Annotated in this window: 23 protein-coding genes; 13 read left to right on the forward strand and 10 right to left on the reverse strand. The window is 41.3% G+C overall.

Going from position 1 to position 23,657, the window contains the following annotated elements:
* Positions 1-9 precede the first annotated feature (9 nt).
* From radC to mutM, 8 genes are all read left to right on the forward strand, one after another.
* Complete coding sequence (gene radC, locus FE392_RS03375) at positions 10-687, forward strand: RadC family protein (RefSeq protein WP_439153458.1); 678 nt, start codon at positions 10-12, stop codon at positions 685-687.
* Between the two features lie 278 nt (positions 688-965).
* Positions 966-1,202, forward strand: coding sequence for a 50S ribosomal protein L28 (rpmB, locus tag FE392_RS03380; protein WP_092512040.1), 237 nt, complete (start codon positions 966-968; stop codon positions 1,200-1,202).
* An 11-nt stretch (positions 1,203-1,213) separates the two neighbouring features.
* Positions 1,214-1,381, forward strand: coding sequence for a 50S ribosomal protein L33 (gene rpmG / locus FE392_RS03385; protein ID WP_092512042.1), 168 nt, complete (start codon positions 1,214-1,216; stop codon positions 1,379-1,381).
* Positions 1,382-1,665: 284 nt separating this feature from the next.
* Positions 1,666-2,784: a glycosyltransferase family 4 protein gene (locus FE392_RS03390; protein ID WP_319928819.1), complete on the forward strand. Its 1,119-nt coding sequence runs from the start codon at positions 1,666-1,668 to the stop codon at positions 2,782-2,784.
* A gap of 202 nt (positions 2,785-2,986) precedes the next feature.
* Positions 2,987-3,991, forward strand: coding sequence for a glycosyltransferase family 9 protein (locus FE392_RS03395; RefSeq protein ID WP_319928820.1), 1,005 nt, complete (start codon positions 2,987-2,989; stop codon positions 3,989-3,991).
* 1 nt (position 3,992) lies between these two features.
* Complete coding sequence (locus FE392_RS03400) at positions 3,993-5,099, forward strand: glycosyltransferase family 4 protein (protein ID WP_319928821.1); 1,107 nt, start codon at positions 3,993-3,995, stop codon at positions 5,097-5,099.
* Positions 5,096-6,274, forward strand: a complete 1,179-nt coding sequence (locus tag FE392_RS03405; protein ID WP_319928822.1) for a glycosyltransferase family 4 protein — start codon at positions 5,096-5,098, stop codon at positions 6,272-6,274. The genes FE392_RS03400 and FE392_RS03405 overlap by 4 nt, the downstream gene beginning before the upstream one ends.
* A 107-nt stretch (positions 6,275-6,381) precedes the next feature.
* On the forward strand, positions 6,382-7,191 hold the full coding sequence (gene mutM, locus FE392_RS03410; RefSeq protein ID WP_319928823.1) for a bifunctional DNA-formamidopyrimidine glycosylase/DNA-(apurinic or apyrimidinic site) lyase: 810 nt from the start codon (positions 6,382-6,384) through the stop codon (positions 7,189-7,191).
* A 52-nt stretch (positions 7,192-7,243) separates the two neighbouring features.
* On the opposite strand, the gene coaD is transcribed toward mutM, so the two are convergent.
* The 6 genes from coaD to rfaQ all read right to left on the reverse strand — a co-directional run bounded on the left by coaD (position 7,244) and on the right by rfaQ (position 13,191).
* Entirely contained in the window at positions 7,244-7,726 is a 483-nt protein-coding gene (gene coaD, locus FE392_RS03415; protein WP_319928824.1) for a pantetheine-phosphate adenylyltransferase, read from the reverse strand.
* The gene (locus tag FE392_RS03420; protein WP_319928825.1) at positions 7,723-8,514 is read right to left on the reverse strand and encodes a glycosyltransferase family 2 protein; all 792 of its coding nucleotides are present in this window, start codon (positions 8,512-8,514) and stop codon (positions 7,723-7,725) included. Before FE392_RS03420 ends, coaD begins: the two co-directional genes overlap by 4 nt.
* Complete coding sequence (waaA, locus tag FE392_RS03425) at positions 8,514-9,791, reverse strand: lipid IV(A) 3-deoxy-D-manno-octulosonic acid transferase (protein ID WP_319928826.1); 1,278 nt, start codon at positions 9,789-9,791, stop codon at positions 8,514-8,516. The genes FE392_RS03420 and waaA overlap by 1 nt, the downstream gene beginning before the upstream one ends.
* Before the next feature lie 102 nt (positions 9,792-9,893).
* Entirely contained in the window at positions 9,894-10,997 is a 1,104-nt protein-coding gene (locus FE392_RS03430; protein ID WP_319928827.1) for a glycosyltransferase, read from the reverse strand.
* The gene (locus FE392_RS03435; RefSeq protein WP_319928828.1) at positions 10,997-12,124 is read right to left on the reverse strand and encodes a glycosyltransferase family 4 protein; all 1,128 of its coding nucleotides are present in this window, start codon (positions 12,122-12,124) and stop codon (positions 10,997-10,999) included. The genes FE392_RS03430 and FE392_RS03435 overlap by 1 nt, the downstream gene beginning before the upstream one ends.
* Positions 12,121-13,191 carry a putative lipopolysaccharide heptosyltransferase III gene (gene rfaQ / locus FE392_RS03440; protein WP_319928829.1) on the reverse strand — a complete coding sequence of 357 codons (1,071 nt, stop codon included), beginning with the start codon at positions 13,189-13,191 and terminating at the stop codon, positions 12,121-12,123. Before rfaQ ends, FE392_RS03435 begins: the two co-directional genes overlap by 4 nt.
* Positions 13,192-13,406: 215 nt before the next feature.
* On the opposite strand from rfaQ, the gene FE392_RS03445 reads away from it, so the two are divergent.
* Positions 13,407-14,366, forward strand: a complete 960-nt coding sequence (locus FE392_RS03445; RefSeq protein ID WP_319928830.1) for a polysaccharide deacetylase family protein — start codon at positions 13,407-13,409, stop codon at positions 14,364-14,366.
* A 223-nt stretch (positions 14,367-14,589) separates the two neighbouring features.
* On the forward strand, positions 14,590-15,714 hold the full coding sequence (locus FE392_RS03450) for a glycosyltransferase family 9 protein (protein WP_319928831.1): 1,125 nt from the start codon (positions 14,590-14,592) through the stop codon (positions 15,712-15,714).
* Positions 15,715-15,901: 187 nt separating this feature from the next.
* Here FE392_RS03450 and FE392_RS03455 read toward each other — a convergent pair whose 3' ends face one another.
* A complete protein-coding gene (locus FE392_RS03455) occupies positions 15,902-17,434 on the reverse strand; it encodes a phosphoethanolamine transferase family protein (protein ID WP_319928832.1) in 1,533 nt (510 codons plus the stop codon).
* A gap of 618 nt (positions 17,435-18,052) precedes the next feature.
* Here FE392_RS03455 and FE392_RS03460 point away from each other — a divergent pair.
* Positions 18,053-18,136, forward strand: a complete 84-nt coding sequence (locus FE392_RS03460) for a hypothetical protein (protein WP_319928909.1) — start codon at positions 18,053-18,055, stop codon at positions 18,134-18,136.
* On the opposite strand, the gene rfaC is transcribed toward FE392_RS03460, so the two are convergent.
* Genes rfaC through rfaD form a run of 3 tightly spaced genes read right to left on the reverse strand, consistent with a single transcriptional unit; the run spans position 18,116 to position 21,090 of the window.
* Positions 18,116-19,093: a lipopolysaccharide heptosyltransferase RfaC gene (gene rfaC / locus FE392_RS03465; RefSeq protein WP_319928833.1), complete on the reverse strand. Its 978-nt coding sequence runs from the start codon at positions 19,091-19,093 to the stop codon at positions 18,116-18,118. The genes FE392_RS03460 and rfaC overlap by 21 nt on opposite strands.
* A complete protein-coding gene (gene rfaF / locus FE392_RS03470) occupies positions 19,093-20,142 on the reverse strand; it encodes an ADP-heptose--LPS heptosyltransferase RfaF (protein ID WP_319928834.1) in 1,050 nt (349 codons plus the stop codon). The genes rfaC and rfaF overlap by 1 nt, the downstream gene beginning before the upstream one ends.
* 9 nt (positions 20,143-20,151) lie before the next feature.
* The gene (gene rfaD / locus FE392_RS03475) at positions 20,152-21,090 is read right to left on the reverse strand and encodes an ADP-glyceromanno-heptose 6-epimerase (protein ID WP_319928835.1); all 939 of its coding nucleotides are present in this window, start codon (positions 21,088-21,090) and stop codon (positions 20,152-20,154) included.
* A gap of 303 nt (positions 21,091-21,393) precedes the next feature.
* Between rfaD and kbl the strand changes: the two genes are divergently transcribed.
* Both kbl and tdh read left to right on the forward strand, forming a co-directional pair.
* Positions 21,394-22,590, forward strand: a complete 1,197-nt coding sequence (gene kbl, locus FE392_RS03480) for a glycine C-acetyltransferase (RefSeq protein ID WP_319928836.1) — start codon at positions 21,394-21,396, stop codon at positions 22,588-22,590.
* Positions 22,591-22,599: 9 nt separating this feature from the next.
* Positions 22,600-23,625 carry an L-threonine 3-dehydrogenase gene (tdh, locus tag FE392_RS03485; RefSeq protein ID WP_319928837.1) on the forward strand — a complete coding sequence of 342 codons (1,026 nt, stop codon included), beginning with the start codon at positions 22,600-22,602 and terminating at the stop codon, positions 23,623-23,625.
* The last annotated feature ends 32 nt before the right edge of the window (positions 23,626-23,657 follow it).

The raw sequence follows: 23,657 nt of genomic DNA on the forward strand, positions 1-23,657 counted from the left end.
ATGGATATCATGGAAAAAGACGATGAATTGCATTCAAATCTTGCCCCTCGGGAGAAATTGCTGGCTTATGGTGCTGTTTCCCTGACAGACGCCGAACTGTTAGCTATTTTTTTGCGTACAGGAACCAGAGGTGTGCCTGTCGTGCAAATGGCAGAAAATTTACTGAAATCATTTGGCTCTCTTTACCATCTATTATCTGCCGATTACGCTGATTTTTGCTCTCATAAGGGCATGGGGCTATGCAAGTATGTTCAACTGCAGGCAGTTTCAGAATTGGCAAAACGTTTTTTCTCCGGTCAGTTTATTCATGAAGATATCATGAGCAGCCCGACGATGACCCAGAGTTATTTACAGAATTTATTGTCTTGGCAAGATAGGGAAGTATTTGTAGTGCTGTTTTTGACGAACCAAAACAAAGTCATTTGCCATGAAGAAATGTTTAAAGGAACCATAAACAAAGTTGAAATTCATCCGCGTGAAATTGTGAAACAAGCGGTTAAGGTTAATGCTGCTGCCGTCATTCTTGCTCACAATCACCCTTCCGGCAATCCGGAGCCGAGCTTGGCAGATAAATTAGTAACAGAAAAAATTATTGCAGCTTGTGATTTGGTCGGCGTTAAGGTTTTGGATCATATAGTCATTGGTAAACAATATTGTGTTTCATTTCTGGAAAGAGGTTGGATTTAAAACGTTTTTTTAACGATCCTGTCAGATCTTAGTTGTTCGGGACTTGAGCATCGACGAATGAGGGCGTATACTACGCCACCTTTGAGGATCTTGGGTTTGGCGAGAAGAGCCTATCTCAGTAGCTTTTTTACTGGGAAAATGTGAGTCTTTTCAGTGACGGTCTTTTAGGTCAAAGACGTTTTTTCGGTACAAAAATGTACTGAGATGGGCTCCTAAGCCTGACGAGGCGGCCACTCCCAATACGAAGCTCGAGCTGATTTGATTTTTGGAGAATAGACATGTCCCGAGTCTGCCAAGTTACTGGCAAACGCCCAGTGAGTGGTAACAACCGCTCGCACGCATTAAATGCGACTAAGCGTCGTTTTCTGCCTAACCTGCACTCTCACCGTTTCTGGGTTGAGTCTGAGAAGCGTTTTGTAACTCTGCGTGTATCTGCTAAAGGTATGCGTGTGATTGACAAAAAGGGTATTGATACAGTTCTTTCTGAACTGCGTGCCCGTGGTGAGAAGTACTAAGGAGCTGAAAAATGGCTAAAGGTATTCGCGATAAAATTAAGCTGGTTTCTTCTGCTGGTACTGGTCACTTCTATACCACTACGAAGAACAAGCGTACCATGCCTGAAAAACTGGAATTGAAAAAATTTGATCCAGTTGTTCGCCAGCATGTGATCTATAAAGAAGCTAAAATTAAATAATTTTAGTGGATTGAAAAAACCCAGCGCTGCTGGGTTTTTTTATGCCTATTGATAGGGTTTCGAATGCTTGAGACAAATCAGGTTATACCCAATGGATTTCGAGTTGCATCGCGGCGGCAAGGGAATTCATCCCCGGGAGCATAGATAACTATGTGACCGAGGTGAATGAGTGCAGCCAACAAAGAGGCAACTTGAAAGACGAAGGGTATATTCGTAGACGTAACCCATTGTTCAGCTATACTACGCCTTTTTCACTATTAACCATCGGGCGTGACTGAAGGAAAATGGCTAAAAAGACCTTGAATATCTTACACACAGAATCGTCGTGTGGCTGGGGAGGGCAGGAGATCCGTATCCTGACCGAATCTCAGGGCATGATACAGCGTGGTCACCATGTGGTTATCGTTTGTTGTCCTACTTCTACCCTTTATCGTGAAGCCCATCGTTATGGCGTCCCCGTCGTCGCGCTCCCGATAGAAAAAAAGCGCCTTGCTTGTTTGCGGGCAATGCGTCGCTGGCTAAAGGCAGAAGGTGGTCAATTTGATGTTATTAATACACACAGTTCTACGGATTCCTGGTTGGTTGCAGCGGCATGTGCCACATTAAAGGGCACCCCTCCGATTGTCCGCACACGTCATGTCTCCACTCATGTGTCCAAATCTATAGCAACGCGTTGGTTGTATTTGAATGCCAGCCAGCATATTGTGACAACCGGTGAAAAACTGCGGCAATACCTGCATACCCATAACGCTTATCCACTCTCCCATATGACTTCTGTGCCGACCGGGATCGATTTGACGCGCTTTCGCCCCGAAAATAAGCAGAAGAATCGTCAGCGTATCGGCATTAAGGATAAACCCACGCTTGGCATTGTTGCCACAATGAGAACTTGGAAAGGGCATCGTTATCTGCTTGAAAGTTGGAAAATCCTTCATCAGCGTTATCCTGACTGGCAGTTGTTGTTTGTGGGGGATGGGCCGCAGAGAAAGAATTTAGAGCCACAAGTTCAGCAGGAAGGATTGAGCGAGAGCGTTATTTTTCTTGGTAATCGTCAGGATGTTCCTGATTGCCTGAATGCAATGGATATCTTCGCCTTACCTTCGTTTGGTAATGAAGGCGTTCCGCAAGGCATCATGCAGGCGATGGCGTGTGGATTGCCGGTTGTTTCTACCTCTGTAGGCGCTATCGCAGAGGCTGTTATTGATGGGGAGACGGGATACGTTATTGAACCCAAGCATGTCGAGCAGTTAACGGAAAAATTAGCATTTCTGATGAGTGATGATGAACTACGTTTACGAATGGGATGTTCAGCATTGGAACGGGCTACTGACTTATTTGGCATGAATAATATGTTAGAAAAAATGGAGTCTATTTTTTATCAAAGTATAGAAAATAAGCGTTGATGAACAGCAAGTTGAAACTCATCAGGATATTCTATTAGCGAGCACTGATTAGTTGAGTTAATTAAAATATAATGATTTTGTTTTTTGTTGCTGATGAACGCTCTCTGTTAGTGAATAGAACATTTAATTACTTTGCGATATAGTGCGTGCGATATAGTGCATTTAAGCCAGTGATTGAGCTGATTATTTAATATTCATTATTATGCAACCCAAAAACATTCTGATCATAAATATAGCCCGTTTTGGAGACACCTTGCTAGTAACGCCGGTTATTCGTGCATTGAAAGCAAAATGGCCGTCAGCCAATATTGATGTATTGGCACATAAAAAAACAAAAGAAATCCTAGAACACATTGATGCGATTAATGAGTTGAAGGCTTTTTCAAAAGGAAAGGCCAAATGGTGTGGGTGGTTTTCTCGTCAGCAGTACGAATTGGCGTTGGTTTATGGTCACGATAAATCATTGGTGCAGTATGCCAAGCGTAAAGCAAAACTGACCATGTATTTCTCGGATATTCCTGAGAAAAAATCAAATGAATATACAGTGGCAAAACCTTTGGAACTTATGCCAGCGCAGCAGGAAAGAGCACTATTAGTCAATGCGCTGGATGTTGAAATCAATGATTGGCGTTTGCAGTATTGTGTCAAACCACATGAAGAGAAATACGCCAGAGATTTTCTTCAGCGACAAGGATTGGTTAAACAACTGCGGATAGGCTTTCAGTTACAAAGTTTTCCGGCTAAAGCCTATCGTGATTGGCCTGTTGAGTATTTTCACGAACTTGCCCAGCGTATTTATTGTGATTATCCGCATGCCCACATTTTGTTGTTGGGCAGCAAAGAGGGGGAAGCCAGTGCCCAAACGCTGGTTGAAAAACTGGGATCCCACAGATGTACGTCGTTGGCGGGTCAAACGACAATGCGGCAGAATGCGGCAATCATGAGTCAGCTCGATCTCTACATAGGTGTGGATACCGGGACGACACATCTGGCTGGGGCATTGGGGATACCTATGGTTGCTTTGTATCATAGCTTCCATCCGGGCCGCTTTCTTGCTCCCCAGCAACATCCTAGGCTAATGGTAATTGAACATCCGGTAGATTATCAGCAGGCAACTCGTCAAGACACTATGTCAGCAATAACGGTAGAGCAAGTTTGGCATTCTGTGCAGAGACTGCTGGAAAGTGAACGAAAGGATAATGAATAAAATGAAAATAGGGTTTATCGATGTTACCGTTACGATGTCTTATGGCGGAATTCAAACGGCTGTTTGGGAGTTGGCTAAAGCATTGACAGATGCGGGGCATGAAATCCATATTTTCGGTGGCACGGGAGATGTTCGGCCTGCATTGGGCGAGCGGAACATTCATGTGCACACATTCCCATTTACTCCCAGAGAACGGGTAATTAATATTGGGCGTCGTTTTCAACGCATTGTTGAACGTTACTCTTTTGCCCGCCATGCCCGTGAAACAGTGATTGCTGAAGAATTCGACTGGGTGATTTTAACCAAGCCCTTTGATTTTTTCTGGCCTGGAATGATGCCTAAAACCTCGCAGACAAAATTTTGCTATATGAGTGGCGGAACCAGTTTTTTTAAAGGGGATCGAATCTTAGGCAAAAAAATATCCGCATGGGTTGCATGCAGCCATTTTAATGCCTGGCAGATCCAGCACCATTTTAAGCGATTTCCAAAAGTCATCTATAATGGTGTAGATATTGATAAATTCAAGCCCGCTGACACTGATGTCAGAACACGACTGGGTATTAGTGAAGAAACATTTTTGCTAACTTTTGCCGGCAGGTTGGTGGGTTGGAAAGGCATGAAGGTGGCTATTGATGCAATGGCTTTGCTGCGGGAACAGGATGTGAAGCTATTGATTATTGGTCATGGTGAGGATTTGCCTTCGCTGAAAAAACGGGTTTCCGCTCTACGATTGGAAAAATCGGTTGTTTTCCATCCATCAGTCAATCATGATCAATTATCCGAATTTTACGCAGCAGGAGATGCGGGTATTTTCCCCAGTATTGGTGATGAAGCATTCGGTATTACTATTGCTGAGGCAATGGCATGTGGGCGTCCGGTGATCGCCAGTTATATTGGTGGGATACCTGAAGTCGTTGGCAATGAGAATAATGCAGGTGTTTTGGTCACTCCGGGTGATGCCAAATCCATTGCTGATGCAGTCAACCGCCTTTTATCCTTGCCAGATAGAGGAAAACGTATGGGCACATGTGCTCGCCAGAGGATTGAGTCCCTGTATACTTGGGAACATTCTGCTATTCGCTTATTGAGTGCTATAAAAAAACAATGAAAATAGCCTATATTGATCCTTACCCTGTGCCTGATTACCGAGTGGCGTCATTGCAGATTTTGCAAAATGTAGATGCTTTTGCACGTCAGGGTCATCATGTTTGTCTAATTACGCCCAAAGGACAAAATCATGTAGAGGAGATTATTGGCAGGCCATTGCCACCTTCTGTGGAATTAATTTCTTTACATAATATTCGTAGAAAATGGTATTTCCCGCTGAATACACAAAAACTTTTCTATTTTCAGGTAACTAAATGGCTTAAAACGCATAAAGTGGATGCCATTTTTACCCGCAACATTAAAATGGCAAATTATTTATTGTGTAAGCACCCGGGGATCCCCCATTTCTTTGAAAGCCATGAAGTCTTTGCTCAATCATTTAAAGAATCCCATGATCTGACCAGGCGCCGAAACCAACACAAATATCAAAAATTAAAGAAAATTGAACAACGGGTTTACGGTAACTCTCAGGTTATTTTTGCCCTGACTTCGTTGTTGAAGGAGGATATCTATCAGGAATATGGTGTCAAAACACCGATTGTTGTGGCTCCTGATGGTGTTGATATCTTGGCGGTTGAGTCGGTGAAACAGACGTTATCGTTATCTAGCGGGGAAAATAAACACCCAACCCAAGTGTTGTATCTGGGGAGTTTACATCGCTGGAAAGGAGTTCCTACGGTGTTGAAAGCGATGTCTTACCTTGATGACGCTGTACTGAACATTGCAGGTGGTACTTCTGAACAGATCACAAAATTGAAGCATACTGCTGAGCAGATTGGCATCAGTGATAAAGTTAATTTCCTTGGTTTTATTCAACCTAAAAATCGCTTTCAGATTATTGCTGATAATGATATTTGTGTTTTGCCACTGACAAGAACCAGTATCGGCAGCCGCTATACATCGCCTCTCAAACTTTTTGAATATATGGCAATGGGTAAACCTGTTGTTATTTCTGATCTCCCTTCCATTCGAGATGCCGTCGATGAAAGAGCCGTCAATTTTGCTGATAGCGAAAATGCAGAAAGTTTTGCTGAACAGATCCGATGGTTGATTCATCATCCTGTTGAACTGACAGCCAAAGTTGCTCATTCTCAACAATTAATTGCAGAACGCTTTAACTGGGATCAACGTGCAAAACTGATTACGGGTGTGATGACAGAAAAATTGTCTCAATAAATATCTACTTTTCTATGTCCATCAAATCTGGCTGCAAATAATACATGAAAACGGTATTGTTATCTGCCTAGATGTAATGTTGTAGATAATTTATTCAAGGAGTCGGTATGCCGGAATTGCCAGAGGTGGAAACCAGCAGGAGGGGAATCGAGCCTCACTTGGTTGGTAATGTCATTCAATATGTCGAGGTCAGAAATTCGCGTTTACGCTGGCCTGTTTCTGAACAGATCATGAAACTCTCGGAGAGGCCGGTTCTCAGCGTTCAGCGACGGGCAAAGTATTTGCTTCTTGAACTGCCAGAAGGATGGATAATTATTCATTTGGGAATGTCTGGGAGTTTGCGCATTTTGTTGAATGAACTTCTGCCGGAAAAACATGATCACGTCGATTTGGTTATGGCTGATGGTAAAATTCTCCGTTATACCGACCCCCGGCGTTTTGGCGCATGGCTATGGAGTGATAATCTGGATGAGTGTTCTGTACTGGCTCACTTAGGCCCAGAACCCCTTTCTGAGCTGTTTGATGGTGAATATCTGTATTCTCTTTCCCGCAATAAAAAAACCGCCATCAAGCCTTGGTTGATGGATAATAAAGTTGTCGTTGGTGTCGGAAATATTTATGCCAACGAAGCCTTGTTCGTTGCACGTATCCTACCCGAACGCCCCGTGAGTTCACTGACACAACAAGAAGCCTATTTATTGGCTGAAACTATCAAGCAAATTTTGCGCCGTTCCATTGAACAAGGCGGAACGACACTGAAAGATTTTCTGCAATCTGACGGTAAGCCGGGATACTTTGCTCAGGAATTGTTTGTCTACGGCAAAAAAGGTGAACTTTGTCCGCAGTGTGGTGAAAAGATTGAGAGTATAAAGTTGGGGCAGCGTAGTACGTTTTTTTGCCGCCAGTGTCAGCATTAGTTATATAGGGGCTGATAATAAGAACCAAAATTGCCCCCAATAACCAGCCGTATCATTTGCCTAATTTTTGCAGCATTGCTTGTTTAACAGGCTTAGGCAGGAAGGATGAGACGTCGCCACCATGGTATGCAACATCTTTGATTAAGGATGATGAGACAAAAGACAGATTCTGGGATGGCAATAAAAAGACACTTTCCAATTCTGGTGTAAAGTGGCGGTTCATATTGGCAAGCTGGCATTCATACTCAAAATCAGAAACAGAGCGCACGCCACGAATCAAAATGGTCGCTTGTTCTTTTTTGGCAAAATTAGCCATGAGTTCACTAAACCCGACCACTTCGACATTCTCCAGATGATCTGTGACTTCTTTTGCTAAAGCAACACGCTCTTCCAGATTGAACATCGGTTTTTTTCTGTCGCTATTGGCGATGGCCAGTAAAACATGATCAAACATGTTTGCGGAGCGGGTGACGATATCAAGGTGACCGTAAGTGATGGGATCAAAGGTGCCGGGATAAATCGCTTTTCTTTTCATCGTTTTTTACTCTTTGTTTGAGTCAGTTCCCAAAGTGCAGCATATTTATTGAATGTATACTGAGCATTTACGACTGCCAATATTAGCCCTTGCTTGCCATCAAGAAACCCCGCTCTTAACAGCCAGGTTTTGAAAAATGCACCTAAAGTATGGCTTATGATCGAAAAATAATGGGTTTTTCTGCCTTGCTCATAACGATGTTTTGCCCAATCCCTCGCATAATTTAACTGTTTTTGCTGAAACTCCATCAGGTTGCGGCAGGTTAAATGACGCAAATCACCTTTTAATGTCACGATGGCCGCACCTTGAGTATCAAGGGATTCATGAACTTGATTGTCATTATATTGGTAATGTTCGCGGCGATAGAGGCGAATAACTTTATCAGGGTACCAACCGCTGTGCTTCATGAATCGCCCCATAAACAGATTGAGGCGGGCACAACTATAAACTTTCTTGCTGTTATCCGAATCAGCATCCTGAGCGGCCAGAATGTGCTCGATGGATGTTCTTAACTCTGGCGTCACGCGTTCGTCGGTATCGATCATAAAAACATAATCGCCGCTGGCATAGGATTGCGCTAGCTGTCGTTGGCGACCAAAACCGGGCCATTGTGTATTGGTGTAAACTTTTGCCCCCATCTCACTGGCTATTTGACAGGTTGCATCTGTACTGCCGGAATCCAACACAATGATTTCATCAGCCCAACTTACGGAAAGCAGACAATCTGCAATCAAATCGGCTGAGTTTTTGGCAATCATGACCACTGACAGACGTTTTTTGGCACTCATCAATGGCTCCTTGGCGGGAGATAAGGTTCCAGTAGTTTTAGTAAGCGCTGAAGAGCTCCCTGATTTTCGTGCAGTACTTCTGCGGCATGATGCCCATAATAGCGGCGATAGTCTTCATCGGTCAGCAGGCTATAAATGGCTGAATTTAACGATTGGCTATCGGTGACAGTAATAAGCCCATCAGCTTTGTCCAACTTGGCACAGATATCTTTAAAATTGAATGTATGCGGCCCCATAATCACCGGGATAGCATGCGCTGCTGCTTCCAATGGGTTATGGCCACCACGTTCTATCAAGCTGCCACCGACAAAAGCTAAGTCAGCGATACCATACAGGAGCATGAGCTCACCCATGGTATCACCGATAACGACTTGTACATTGGCATCAGGGACCGTTCCGGTACTTCTCAAGATCGAGTTCAATCCGGCTTTTTGTGTTAACTCTGCGGCTTTGCCGAAACGTTCAGGATGGCGAGGAACTAAAATCAGCAACAGTTCAGGAAATTGCTTGAGCAGTTTGCAGTGGGCTTCCAGAATAATGCTCTCTTCGCCATCATGAGTGCTGGTTGCTATCCATACCGGACGGTGAGGAGCCCATTGCCGGCGTAATGTGAGTGCTTTTGCTGCCAACTCCGGCGTAACGGAAATGTCAAATTTAAGACTCCCTGTCACAGACAGTTGGGAACGCCTTAAACCGAGCTCGATAAAACGTTCACCATCTTCCTGATTTTGCGCAGCGATTAGGGTTATTTTATTTAAGATTGTTTTGATAAATCCGTTAATTTTCTGGTATCCCGCAGCCGAACGGGCAGATAAGCGGGCATTGGCGATAACCAGAGGAATTTCACGCTGGTGCAATTGTGTAATCAGATTGGGCCACAGTTCGGTTTCCATAATGATCACCAACTTCGGGTTGATGTTATCCAGAAACCGGTTCATTGAACCCGGTAAATCGTAGGGAAGATATACATGGTTAACATCAGCACCAAGCGCAGAGAGAACCCTTTCAGAGCCTGTTGGCGTCATGGTGGTGATAGTAATGGGTAAAAAAGGGTAATGATGCCGCAAGATCCGCACTAACGGAATGGCGGCCAGTGTTTCTCCAACAGAAACGGAGTGAAGTAAAATTCCCCCAGGAGTCACTTTCTTGGCGCAAAAGCCATAACGTTCTCCCCAGCGTTTACGGTACGCAGGGGATTTGCGGCTGCGCAGCAGCAGACGTAACCAGATAATTGGCTGGATAAGGTAGAGAAGTACCTGATATAAACGAAGCAACATTCTATCAAATTCACTGACATAGACTGCGGGTATAATATCACATTGACTTGAAGAAAGTGTGTAAAATGCAACCCTAGTTAGCCATAACCAAGCAACGCTTGGCTATTCCTCTATTAATTCAATATATTGTTTCTGTATATAGCGTGCATCAAACTTGTCATACATCTCATCTGTAATTTGTGGTGGCGAATCGTAAACGAGTTGCATTTTTTCTGCCAAAGCATCGGAATCGAGTGCGGACAAATATTGTTTCAACTCGCCAGCCATTATTTCCCTGACCCCTCCGGGGCAATCAGTACTGACGATAGGGGTATGGCAAATTAACGCTTCAATTAAGACCGTTGGTAACCCCTCACTATCTGAACTGATAACAACTGCTTTTGCACCATTGATGATGGGGTGTGGGTTGGCGTGGAAACCCGCCAAAATGACTTTATCATCTAACTTATGTTCATGAATTTTCATTTTGAGCTGTTCTTCCATTGTCTTGGAACCCTGTCCCACAATGAGCAACTTACATGGAAGTTTAGCCTTAGCAAATGCATCGATTAGCCTATCCTGACGTTTTACTTGATGAAAACGACCCACATGCAGTATGTAGTCCAAGCCATGATACGGGTTTTTTTCTGATGCCTTTTCTCTTATTTCAGTAAAATCAAAAGGATTATAGATGGTTTTTATCTTCTGGGGTTGTATCGAAATATTTTTTAGTAGGTCGTCACCAACTGCATTGGAGACACAGACGAGCTTTCTATTCTCATAAACTTTTTTTATTTTTTCTTTTTTTATCCAATATGAAAACCCGCTTTTATTGCTTAAATATGATTGAGAAAAAATACCATGAATACAATGCCATACGTTGCATTCTTTTAATTTTTTTGATTTAACAACAATACGGTCAGTTTTATGAAGATTAGAAATCACAAGAGCAGGTTTGCCTTTTTGCTGGAAAAGCTCAAGCAAAACTTTATCCATTTCTTTCGCTCTGCGGCTGATCTCTTTAAGTTTTCTCAATGGCCCTTGGTAATTATCAACGCTTACAATGTAATGAATCCCTTCAGGTATGATGTAATCCAACTGAGTATTGAGTGAAAGTAATGAAATTTGATAGCCCGATTTATTCAAACCAGACGCGAGGCGAAGTGTAACGTTTTCAGCTCCGCCGCCGGGCAATCCATCAATAATAAAAAGAATGTGTTCTTTCACTATGCTAAAACTCGTTGATAAAGTTCAGTTAACTGTCGAGACAAATTTTCAGGAGTGACTGTCATTATTTGGTTTCTGGCCGCAATAGACATATCTGTTCCAAATATATTATCAGGGATACCATAGACTGCATCTCTTAATTTTGTAATATCAAGGGCATCGCAGATAAAACCGTTCTTCCCTTCGGTGATAAACTCTGCTCCTCCGCAGGTTGTACTCGTAATGACAGGCAACCCACAAGCCATCGCTTCCAAAACGACATTGGGAAATGGATCGTAGAGTGTTGGTAACAATAAAGCATCAGACAGCTGATAAAAAGGTAAGGTATTTTTTTGCAATCCCATAAACCGGATACGCTGATCACACCCCAGTGTTTTTGCCATTTCCTGATATTTTTTCTGTTCTTTGTCTTTGCCTATGACTAATAAATAGCTCTCTGTTTTTGCCACGGTTTGAATGGCTGCGGATAGCCCTTTTCGTTCAAATCCAGAACCGACATAAATCAAGCATTGGGCAGTGAAAGGGATTTGATATTGTTGTCTGAGTTGCAAACGCAATTGTTCATCGGCAGGAAAAAATTTTGTGTTATCAATTGAATTATAGATGACGGCGATTTTATCTTCGGCTACGCCAAATTCGTCGATAATTTCTTTTTTGATCATTTCGGCATTACAAATCACCTTTTTTAATGCAGGATCTGCATACATTTCTGCTTCTGCATTCATCACATAGCGGTGATACCTATCGTTTAACAGCCATTTTGCTTTCCATGCTGGCAGAATACGCGCGCGTTGGAGCAACCAACGTTTATGTACGCCATCTCCGGCCCGGTAAATATCGCAACCCGCAATGCGTTCATGGCTCTGAACTAAATCAAACTGTTCTTGTTGCCATAATTTTCGCGCTGATTTGGCAAAACCTTTTTCGCGACTGATTCTGCCATATTTAATCGGGTCGCATAGATGGATACGCCAATTAGGGTTATTTTCTCCCAACCAGGAACGTGTAATGACATTGAGCTCCAGCTGCTCGTGTTCCAGTGCTTCCAGAGCCCTAGAAATAAAACGTTCAGCCCCGCCATCCGGGCGATATTTTTGGCGAACAATAGCTAACCGCAATGGCTTCATGAAATATATTTCCTTGCTGCTGAAATGACGGCATCTACGGGGATAAGATCTAAATAACGTTCATTTGTGTGAGTTTTTATGTCGTCTGGATGAGGAATAGTGCCGTAGTCACCGGCCCAAATGACTTCGCCAATAGATTCCCAAGGTTTCCAGAATGTTAGTTTAGATGGGCCAAATAATGCTATACAAGGTGTTTTTAACGCAGCAGCCATATGCATAGGGACTGAGTCTACGCCAATAAATAGTTTAGCTTGGTTAATCAGAGCGGCAAGTTTAGGTAAAGTTAAGCTTCCTGCAAGAGAGAGGATCTTTTCTTTATTATCATGGCAATATGAAAGAATGGTTTTCACCATCTCCAATTCGCGCTCATCTGGCCCAGAAGTGATAATAATATTATGCCCGTCATTCAATAGTGAAGTGATCACTTCTGCCATTTTCTTTTCATCCCAACATTTGAAGAACCATCGGGACGTAGGTTGGATAACGATATATTTTTCTGAAAAATTATGCTCAGCAAGTGTCTTATTTACCCAACGTAAATCTTCACTATCATAACTCATTGTTACTTTGGTAATAAGGGAAGGAAGTTGCAACGGTTTCAGGATAGAAAGGTTTTGTTCTACCGTATGCAGAGAATCATGGTCATCGGTAGAGGCAACGTCAGTATGAAAAAAGCGCCATTTCCAATTTTGTCTTTTTGGGAAATCAAGGGCCAGACGCGTTGGTGCGCCAGTGAAACGAGTGATAAAGGCCCCTCGCCATTGATCAGCAATATTAACTACTAAATCATAGTGTTGCTGCCGTAATGCTTTTAGTAACGCCCACTCATGGGATAATTTTTTTCTTGTGCCTAATTGTTTCCATTTTCTGTCTATCGAAAAAATACGGGAAATATCTTTTGAGTTTTCCAGCATGGGGAGCGTTTCTTGATAAAGCAGTACATCAATTTTGGCATCTGGATAGTGGAAGGCGAGTGTGCTGATAACGGGAGTTATCAGTAACATATCGCCATGATGTTGCAGTTTTATCACCAAAATTCGTTTAATTTTTTTGTTTTTTGAAACCATATGCCGAGTTCTTTAGAATATCTGTGTAAATGGTGATCTTAATGTGAAAATCATAACGCGCTAATCTTCGTGAACTTCCAATGTTAACTTTGACAAAGTGTTTGTGCTGGATAGCGCTTACATTTTATCAGATAGCTGCCTTTCTCTAATTGCGCTATTTATCGGCTATGCGTACCATTAAGGCAACTATTATTATCACATTTTGGTGTATATCAATGTCATTACCTGCTTTTATTATCACGATCGACACCGAAGGTGATGATCTGTGGCAGAACCGCGAAAACATTTCGACAAAAAATACGCGTTATCTACCAAGATTTCAAAATCTCTGCGAGTGTTTTGGGTTCAAGCCTGTTTGGTTAACCAACTATGAAATGGCAATGGATGATAGTTACATCGAATTTGCTAAAGATGTGATTGCCAAAAATACGGGAGAAATTGGCATGCATTTGCATGCATGGAATAGTCCTCCCATTGTTCCTCTCACGGATGACGACATGCATTATAAGCCTTATTTGATTGAATATCCGAAAGAGCAAATCAAGGCAAAAATAGCGCTAATGACCAATCTGCTGGAAGAAAAACTTCAAACTAAAATGCTAAGTCATCGTGCTGGTCGTTGGGCTTTCAATGAATACTATGCACAATTGTTGCTCGAATATGGTTATCAGGTAGATTGTTCTGTGACTCCAAAGGTTAATTGGAGCTTAACTAAAGGTGACCCTAGCGGAAAGGGAGGAACCGATTATAGCCGTTTTCCAACCCATGCTTATTTTATGGATCTTCAGGATATTTCCAAAGACGGCGATTCTTCTCTGCTGCAAGTGCCAATGAGCATTCAATATAAGCACTCTCCGTTTATGAATTTTATTAAGCAAAAATATGATCACTTGCGGGGTAAACAGCGTTCACCATCGGTCAATTGGCTGCGTCCAAAAGGTGGAAACTTAGAACAAATGAAAGAAGTGGTTCAGAAAACGTTAGCATCTGGCAGTGATTATGTTGAATTTATGCTGCATTCATCTGAATTTATGCCGGGTGGAAGCCCGACTTTTCAGAATGAAGAACGTATAGAACAGTTGTATCAGGATTTGGAAGGATTATTTGAGTTTTTGAAGCCACAGACTCAAGGGATGACGTTGGCAGAGTATTACCAGCTAATATACGAGCGGTGATTTTATCCTTCATTAGCTATTTAGTAACATAAAGGAAGAGAAATTAAGATTCATGGACGAATTGCATTATAGTTAATCTCTTGATTTTATTATGGAAAATAAATTATCTTCAAATGTAATTAACATTATTTAGTTAAGGGTGTTTTTTTGTTTAAAATATAACTGTAGATTAGTTGATATTTAATACACCCTCACTATTAATAAATTAATTTAGAAGAACATAATGAAAAAGAAAAGATTTTCAACATTAAGAGCTTGGAATCGCAAACGAAACTATCTAATGAAAGATTTGAGATATTATGTGCGATTAATTGTTGCGAAATTTATATGGGATAAAAACAGGAAGAATGCTCTTGATATTAATATCATCAAGTCTGTACTGTTATTACGAAATGAGGGAAAAATTGGCGATATGATAGTTGATACTATCTTGCTGAGAGAATTGAGTAAATCAGGGTATCAGGTTGATGTACTGGCAACGGTGACCAATAGTATTATATTAAAGTATAACCCCTATGTTAGAGATGTTTATCTTGCTGATAATATTGATACTCCATCTTTTATAAAAAATTATTTTCATAATATACCGTCAGAAACAATAAATGTTCTAAAAAGTAACAATTATGACCTTGTCATTGATACGTCTTTGTTTGATACTCCTATTCACAGATTAAATTTGTTTAAACAAATTAATGCAAAAAATGTAGTTGGGTTTAATAAGGAAAAATGGTTAAACTGCTATACTAAAAATATACAGTTTGATTTTAATGAAAATCATGTGAAGCTGACATCTAGAGAAATAATGCATTTCTTGAATAAAAACGTTGGTGATTTTAATTATGAGTTATATTATCCAAATGAAATAAATATTAAAATAAAAAAATTTATTAATGAATTAAGATTAAAATCAAAAAAAATAATAGTTATAAACTCTTTCGCAGGAGATGCTGAACGTTGTTTATCTATAGTTCAACTTAAGAAAATAACGGAAAAATTAAGGAATAGCTATAAAGATATCAGTATGGTTTTTTTGGATCATGAGGATAAAATTGATATAGCTGAATTTTCTGATGTATATAAATACCAATCTGAGTCATTACATCATACCATATCTCTTATATCACACGCGGATCTTATTATATCGCCTGATACATCTATTGTTCATATATCTGCAGCATATAAAAAGCCGCTAATTGCAATTTACCAGGATTTTAAATCAAATAAAAAATTGTGGGAGCCTGGATATGATGAAGCAATTCAGATATTAGCAACGCATGGAAAGTTACATGAAAATAAAGATATTGATGATATTATTGCTGAATCAGTAAAGAAGATATTTCCAGTTTAGTAAATTACTCCAGCATGGCTTTGTTTCACCTGCTGGAGGCGTTAACTTCTTACGTAATTCTACCGCCAAAGATGATTTATATTCGAATCCAATAATAATTTAAATTACAGCCTCATAACCATCAGTAACCCCCTTTTAGGGTGTAGTATTGAATCCACCTGCTTTGCAGGTGGGCAGCAATAGGTTTTTACTCTATTTGTGAAAATAGCAAAACGGATTCGTCTGCTGTTAACACTCTATCATTATCTCTTTCTATGCTTAGGGTTAATGGATTGATATCATAGCCAATAAGGTTTGATAATATATACTTATTCATTAATCCGCTAAGGTAGCCATCTTTATTTCGGAATGATTCTATAAATTGGCAGCCAAAATGCTGACTATTTGATTTGTACATAAATGGTACAAGATATTGATCTCTGCCTTTTTGATAACCATGTCCCTTATTAACAATTTCCCCATGATCAGATGTATATATCAGAGAATAATTAATACTTTTTTTATCAATTACATCGTATATTCTCTTTATAACTCTATCTGTATGATGGATAGTTAAGTCATAGTTATTAGCATTAGGTAGTGCTATTTTATCTGTGTCATCGTAATTATTATAAGGCATATGACTACCATGCAAATGAATTACAATGAATTTTTTTCCTTCTTTATCTAAGAGAGCTGTATCTAATAGAGAGGCTAGGTTGTCGTCTTTAAAATTTGTAAGTTTTATTACATCAGATTTTTTCGCAATAAAACCATACTTAGATGAATGTAAGCCATTTAATTCTTGAGACCCCAACCAATACGTTTTATAGCCATTTGATTTAGCCATATCTATTATTGATTTGTTCTTAAATAAATTTTCTTCGCTTTCAGGGTCGTGAAAAGCAAGGGACATAGAAACAGAATTTCTTGTTATTGGTGCGCTAGAATGTGCATTATTTATTATACATCCTCCATTGGAAGAAAATATATGAGCCATATTTGGTGTTGTGTTTAGTTTGTATCCATATGCGCTATAATGTGTCGATAATGATGATTCACCCATTATTAAGATAACAACATTAATATTAGAATTTTTCTTTCCTATTATTGATTTATTAAATTCACTTATTTCACTGATATTTGCATATTTATTATTTGAATGGCTTGAAATATATAAATATACAAAGTCACCAATAACCGCAGGATATCTATCTCTTATAAAACGACCTATTGTTTTATCTTCTTCGCGGATGTCAGACAATAATTGTTTGTCTACGGCAGATGTACTAAGATAAAGTGTAGTGATAAAAATAAATATAGGTAATATTTTAAACGCCAAATGGTACTGAATGTTTTTTGTTTTTTTTCTTATTAAATAAAATAAAACTATTGTAACTAATAAAGACGGCAATAACATTATAAAAAATAAATGTCCAGCCATAGATAACGATTCTTCTTTATTTGTTTCAATAAAAGAATCTAGAACTGATACTGATACTCTTTCACCAAAAATAAGAGCATAGTTTGTTTGAATAATTAGGAAAAAAAGCAGTAAACTACCAATGCCAATCAGAATCTTATTCTTTTCCTTAATTAAAAATAAAATTGATAAGAGTAGAGCAAACGTTGATAAGTGAGGAATGCTTGAATCTTTTTGAAAAATAAAGAGATTCAATAGGTAAGATAAACTAAATACTGAAAGAATGGTCAAAATGTATTTGTATGATGTTTTTTTCATTAAATTCATAGAGTATACTGTTTTATAGCGGTATAAAACATGCGATTATACATGTGTTAATATTTTAAACAAAAGAATATGTGATCTTTTATAACAAATGAATAGTTGTGATTGTGATCGCTCTTACCGACAGGCTCAGCTCTTTGGTTTATATCTTTGTATTCGAGTGTTTCATAAAAAAACATTTAACAAAAATAAGGTATAAAATGTCACTTAGGCCTTTCCTGTTCGTAATAATTAACGGATGGAACCTATAACTGTTTTTTTCTAGGGATAATGGTTACTAATATTAAGAGTTTTTATTTAACCTATTGATTTACCAGAGAGTTAATTTTTAAAATCCCTCAACTGTAAATTTGTGCTGGTTCAAATCTGCCATGGACACCAAACATAAGTTTATTAACATCTACCCAAGTAAACTAGCTTCTATGCTGGCTGATAAATAAGTTATTTTTATGTCTACTTTAGTTCATTGCAATCAACATGCGCCACATGCAGGTCATAAACTGAGCTTCTATTATTAAACGTGTTCTTAAATATGAAGCTAATCGCATGAACTAAATGATGTGGGTGAATATTCAGGAAGCAAAGGCATGGTGTCAACAAGGCGATAAAACCATGCGTTACTCTCTGGGTAATCCAACTTTTGAATATAAAAATCGATGGTGTGAAATATTCCCACTAGGGAAGGTGCTTTTTTAATTTATCTTTCAACCAGCAGCTAACCTCCAATGGAGCAACACCCTGCATCGTGCAATCCACGGACTTCAAAGGATGCTGCTCTTTCCCGTATCCCCCAATCAGTCCCGGATCTGTCGGCCCGAATAGCGTAATGTTGGGCCGATCAAGTGCCGCAGTCAGATGACTCAACCCGGTATCAACGGATACCACCGCTTTTGCATCCGCAAGGACTTGAGCGACTTCAGCAAGCGTCAATTTCGGCAATATATCAACATGGGAAAATCCTTCGGCTAATCGGATTGCTCGTTGGTGCTCATGTTCTGCGCCCCACGGCAGTTTGATTCGCATGCCTGTTGATTCAATCTCTGCGATAAGTTGCCGCCAGTGATTTTCAGGCCAATGTTTTTCATCGCGAGTTGTTGCGTGGAGAAATACCAAATAGTCGCTTTGGTTGCCTGTTTTTGGGTTCAGAAAGTGGCGGGCGATGCCGTAATCACCTTGCTCTAATGGTTTTTTATAACCCAGGCTTTCAGCAAACAAAATTCGAATGCGCTCAACTGCATGTTGTTGTTTGCTGACAGCATGGCAATTATCGTAGAAGAAACTTGCAAGGGGTTCTCGGATGCTTTTTCTGTCATAACCGTGTTTCGGGCCGTTCGCCAGCCGAGTTACCAGAAAGGCACTTTTTAGCAGCCCTTGTGCATCAATGATTGCGTCATATTGGTGCCGCTGTAATTTTTGTCGGAATTGAGCTCGCTCTTGGCGAATATCTTTTCTGAACCAATTTTTTCGCCAACGGCGAATGGCGACAGGAATGACGTTTTCTACAGCATCGTGCCAAGTCGGAATTTGCGCAAATCCTTCTTCGACCACCCAATCAAATTGAATATCAGGAAACTGTTTTCTTGCATCAGTTAATGCCGGCAGAGTATGCAACACATCCCCCATTGAAGATGTTTTTACCACTAAAACACGCATTAATCCTGGTTCTCCGGCTGTAATAATTTGTCTAACGAAGCTAAAACCATCTCGGGTTGAATATCTATCAAGCTTTGGTGATAACCACCGTCGTGGTCACCTTTCCTGATTTTATGGTATCCCGTGATCAGGCGAATCACTTCGGCTTTATCGGAGAGCGGAGGCGTAAAATCTGGGCTACTTGGGCCATATAACGCGACTAAAGGACGGTTTAATGCTGCCGCAATATGCATCAAACCCGAATCATTCGTGACGATTGCATCACAGGCTGCGATGATATTAACGGCTTGTTCAAGTGATGTCTTCCCTGCCAGATTGAGACATTCTTCACGGGCATCATCGCCTAACAGTGCACGAATATCTTCCCCTGCTTGATTATCTTTGGCAGAGCCAAACAGCAATATTTGATAGCCTTGGGCGATTAATTGTTCGGCCAGAGCGGCATAATGATAATGTGGCCAGCGTTTGGCTGGGCCGAATTCAGCTCCCGGGCAAAAGCCAATAATCGGGCGATGATCAGCAATATTGAATGCGGTGGTTGATTCTGCAATCTCTTCGTCATTAACACTCAACTGTGGCCATAACAGTGGTTGAGGAAGATCTTCGGCACCACGAATTTTCTTCCCTTCATACGCGAGAGCTGCATAGCGTTGAACCATCAGAGGGAAAGCGCTTTTATTCAATATCCGGACGTCATTCAGCAATCCATAACGCATTTCACCGCGCCAGCCTGTGCGCAGTGGGATATTGGCGAAGAAAGGCACCAGCGCAGATTTGAATGAATTGGGCAGTACATAGGCTCGGTCGTATTTACTTTCCCGTAATGTGACGCCAAGCCGGCGGCGTTCCCCTAAAGCAAGGACGCCATGACCAAGTGGCATGGCTAATGCCTGATTCACTTCCGGCATTTTTGCCAGTAATGGACGGCACCATGCGGGTGCCATCACATCAATTTCTGCATTGGGGTACAAAGCTTTCAACGTGCGGTAGAGGCTTTGTGACATCATCATGTCACCTACCCATGATGGGCCGATCACCAATATCTTCATAGAAGTCGATTAATTATCCTGATTGAGCCATTGCATATATTCAGCGACACCTTCGGCAACGGTCTTGAATGGTTTTTCGTAACCAGCAGCCCGAAGTTTTGTCAAATCAGCTTGAGTAAAACTCTGGTAGCGGCCTTTTAATTTTTCCGGGAAATCAATGTATTCTAGCTCCGGGGATTTCTCTTTATGGAATTCCGTGACAGCATCAGCAACAGCTTGAAAAGATTCTGCCCGGCCAGTGCCGCAGTTAAAAATACCGGAAACGCTGTTTTTCCAGAACCACAAGTTAACAGCAGCAACATCACCCACGTAGATAAAATCGCGGCGGAAATTTTCGCTACCTGCAAAGAGTTTTGGATTTTGCCCTTGGTGAATTTGGTTGTTTAAATGAAAAGCAACACTCGCCATGCCGCCTTTATGCCCTTCGCGAGGCCCATACACGTTGAAATAACGGAAGCCACAGATTTGGGAATTGGCGTGAGGTAAAATATCACGGACATACTGGTCAAACAGGAACTTGGAATAGCCATAAACATTGAGGGGTTTTTCGTACTGACGCTCCTCAATGAAATTATCACTGCGGCCACCGTAAGTTGCAGCAGAAGAGGCATACAGGAACGGAATGTCACGCTCAAGGCAATAATGCAGTACGTCTTTGGAATATTGGTAATTATTGTCCATCATATACTTACCATCCCACTCTGTTGTGGATGAGCAAGCACCTTCATGGAAGATGGCATCAATGTCACCTAAATCGTCACCTGCAACGATACTGGCGATAAAATCTTCCTTATCCATGTAATCGGTGATATCCAAATCAACCAAATTGACAAATTTTGTGCCGTCTTTCAGGTTATCAACAACCAGAATATCCTTATAGCCTTCATCATTCAGTGCCTTGACAATATTGCTGCCAATAAACCCTGCGCCACCAGTGACAATAATCATTTGGCTCACCTCTAAATAGTCTGTTCACTTTATACCCTATAGCTGTCGCCTTTCAAGTAACTGCGCTTCCGGCCGCAATGAGAATTTTATCGGGTATATCTTTGGGGGCGTATAATACCACTTAACCCTACTGACGACAGCTGGTTAAACAGGGGAATATCCTGAAACATTATCGGATAGCAGTTTCTGAGCCGTGATCAGCCTTACAAAGTTGATATTATCTTTCCCGTTGTGTCGTCACTGGCAGGATCTATCAGTAAAATACATCCGCCTTTCACTTTATTAGGTACTCAGGAGAGAAAAATGTCAGCGTCGTTTTACCAGAAAATTAATGAACAATTAGAGCAAACCCGTTCCGAAGGGTTATTCAAAAGTGAACGTATTATCACTTCTGCCCAGAATGCCAATATTTCTGTTACTGAGGGTAACCAAGTCATTAATTTTTGTGCCAACAACTACTTAGGCTTGGCCAATCATCCTGACCTGATCGCGGCCGCAAAAGCAGGAATGGATAGCCACGGTTTCGGTATGGCTTCTGTCCGTTTTATCTGTGGTACACAAGACTCCCATAAAGAATTAGAAAATAAGATAGCTGAATTTTTGGGTATGGAAGATGCCATTCTGTACTCATCATGCTTTGATGCGAACGGCGGTTTATTTGAAACTTTGTTTGGGCCGGAAGATGCGATTATCTCTGATGCCTTGAACCACGCTTCCATCATTGATGGCGTCCGTCTGTGCAAAGCAAAACGTTATCGCTATGCCAATAACGATATGCAGGAATTAAGAACGCAGCTGGAGAAGGCAAAAGCTGAGGGGGCGCAAAATATAGTGATCGCAACTGACGGCGTATTCTCTATGGACGGCGTCATTGCTGACCTGAAATCCATCTGTGATCTGGCTGATGAATTCGGCGCACTGGTCATGGTTGATGATTCACATGCGGTTGGATTTGTTGGTAAAAATGGTCGTGGCACGCATGAATATTGTGATGTCATGGGACGCGTTGATATTATCACTGGTACACTCGGCAAGGCGCTGGGTGGAGCATCTGGTGGCTACACAGCAGCACGTAAAGAAGTTGTAGAGTGGCTTCGCCAACGTTCACGTCCTTATTTGTTCTCAAACTCTTTGGCTCCCGCTATTGTTTCGGCATCCATTAAGGTTCTGGATATGCTGAAGAATGGTGATGATCTGCGCGAACGCCTTTGGAAAAATGCAAATTTATTCCGTGAAAAAATGACTGCCGCAGGCTTTACTTTGGCGGGGGCTGATCATGCCATTATTCCTGTCATGCTGGGGGATGCGAAACTGGCACAGGAATTCGCGGCTGAATTGCTGAAAGAAGGCATCTATGTGATTGGTTTCTTCTATCCGGTTGTTCCTAAAGGTCAGGCTCGTATCCGAACTCAAATCTCAGCAGCCCATACAGAAGAACAAATTGAACATGTAGTCGCTGCATTTACACGCATTGGCAAAAAACTGAACGTCATTGCCTAAGGTATCCCTATGAAAGCACTGTCAAAATTGAAGTCAGAAGAAGGGATTTGGATGACAGATGTGCCCAAACCAGAACTTGGGCACAATGATGTGATGATTAAAATCCGCAAAACTGCCATTTGCGGGACGGATGTTCACATCTATAACTGGGATGACTGGTCTCAAAAAACGATTCCTGTTCCGATGGTCGTCGGGCATGAGTATGTCGGGGAAGTGGTTGCGATTGGCCAGGAAGTGAAAGGGTTCAAGATTGGCGATCGTGTATCGGGTGAAGGTCATATTACCTGTGGTCATTGTCGTAACTGCCGGGGTGGAAGAACTCACTTGTGCCGCAATACTACAGGTGTCGGTGTAAACCGAGCGGGAGCCTTCGCTGAATATCTGGTGATCCCTGCATTTAATGCTTTCAAAATTCCAGACAATATTCCTGATGAGCTGGCAGCTATTTTTGATCCGTTCGGTAATGCCGTACATACAGCCCTGTCTTTTGATTTGGTTGGGGAGGATGTTCTGGTATCCGGAGCTGGCCCTATCGGTATTATGGCAGCAGCAGTATGTAAGCATGTAGGTGCCCGCCATGTTGTCATCACGGATGTCAATGAATACCGACTTGAACTGGCTCGTAAAATGGGTGTAACCCGAGCTGTGAATGTCAGTAAAGAAAATTTGACTGATGTGATGCATGAACTGGGCATGACGGAAGGTTTTGATGTTGGGCTGGAAATGTCGGGTGCACCGCCTGCATTTCGTTCACTGCTCAATGCCATGAACCACGGCGGACGCATTGCTTTGTTAGGCATTCCACCTTCAGATATGGCAATAGATTGGAATCAGGTCATTTTCAAGGGCCTATTTATCAAAGGCATCTATGGGCGTGAAATGTTCGAAACATGGTACAAAATGGCAGCCTTGATCCAATCTGGTTTAGATCTGACACCAATTATTACTCACCAGCTTTCAATTGATGACTACCAAAAAGGCTTTGATATCATGCGGTCAGGGCAATCTGGCAAAGTTATCCTGAATTGGGATTAATGAGTGAATGTAATCTGAGTTTAACTAGCTAA

Origin of the sequence: Xenorhabdus santafensis (assembly GCF_033949405.1) — a bacterium.
Classification (GTDB): domain Bacteria; phylum Pseudomonadota; class Gammaproteobacteria; order Enterobacterales; family Enterobacteriaceae; genus Xenorhabdus; species Xenorhabdus santafensis.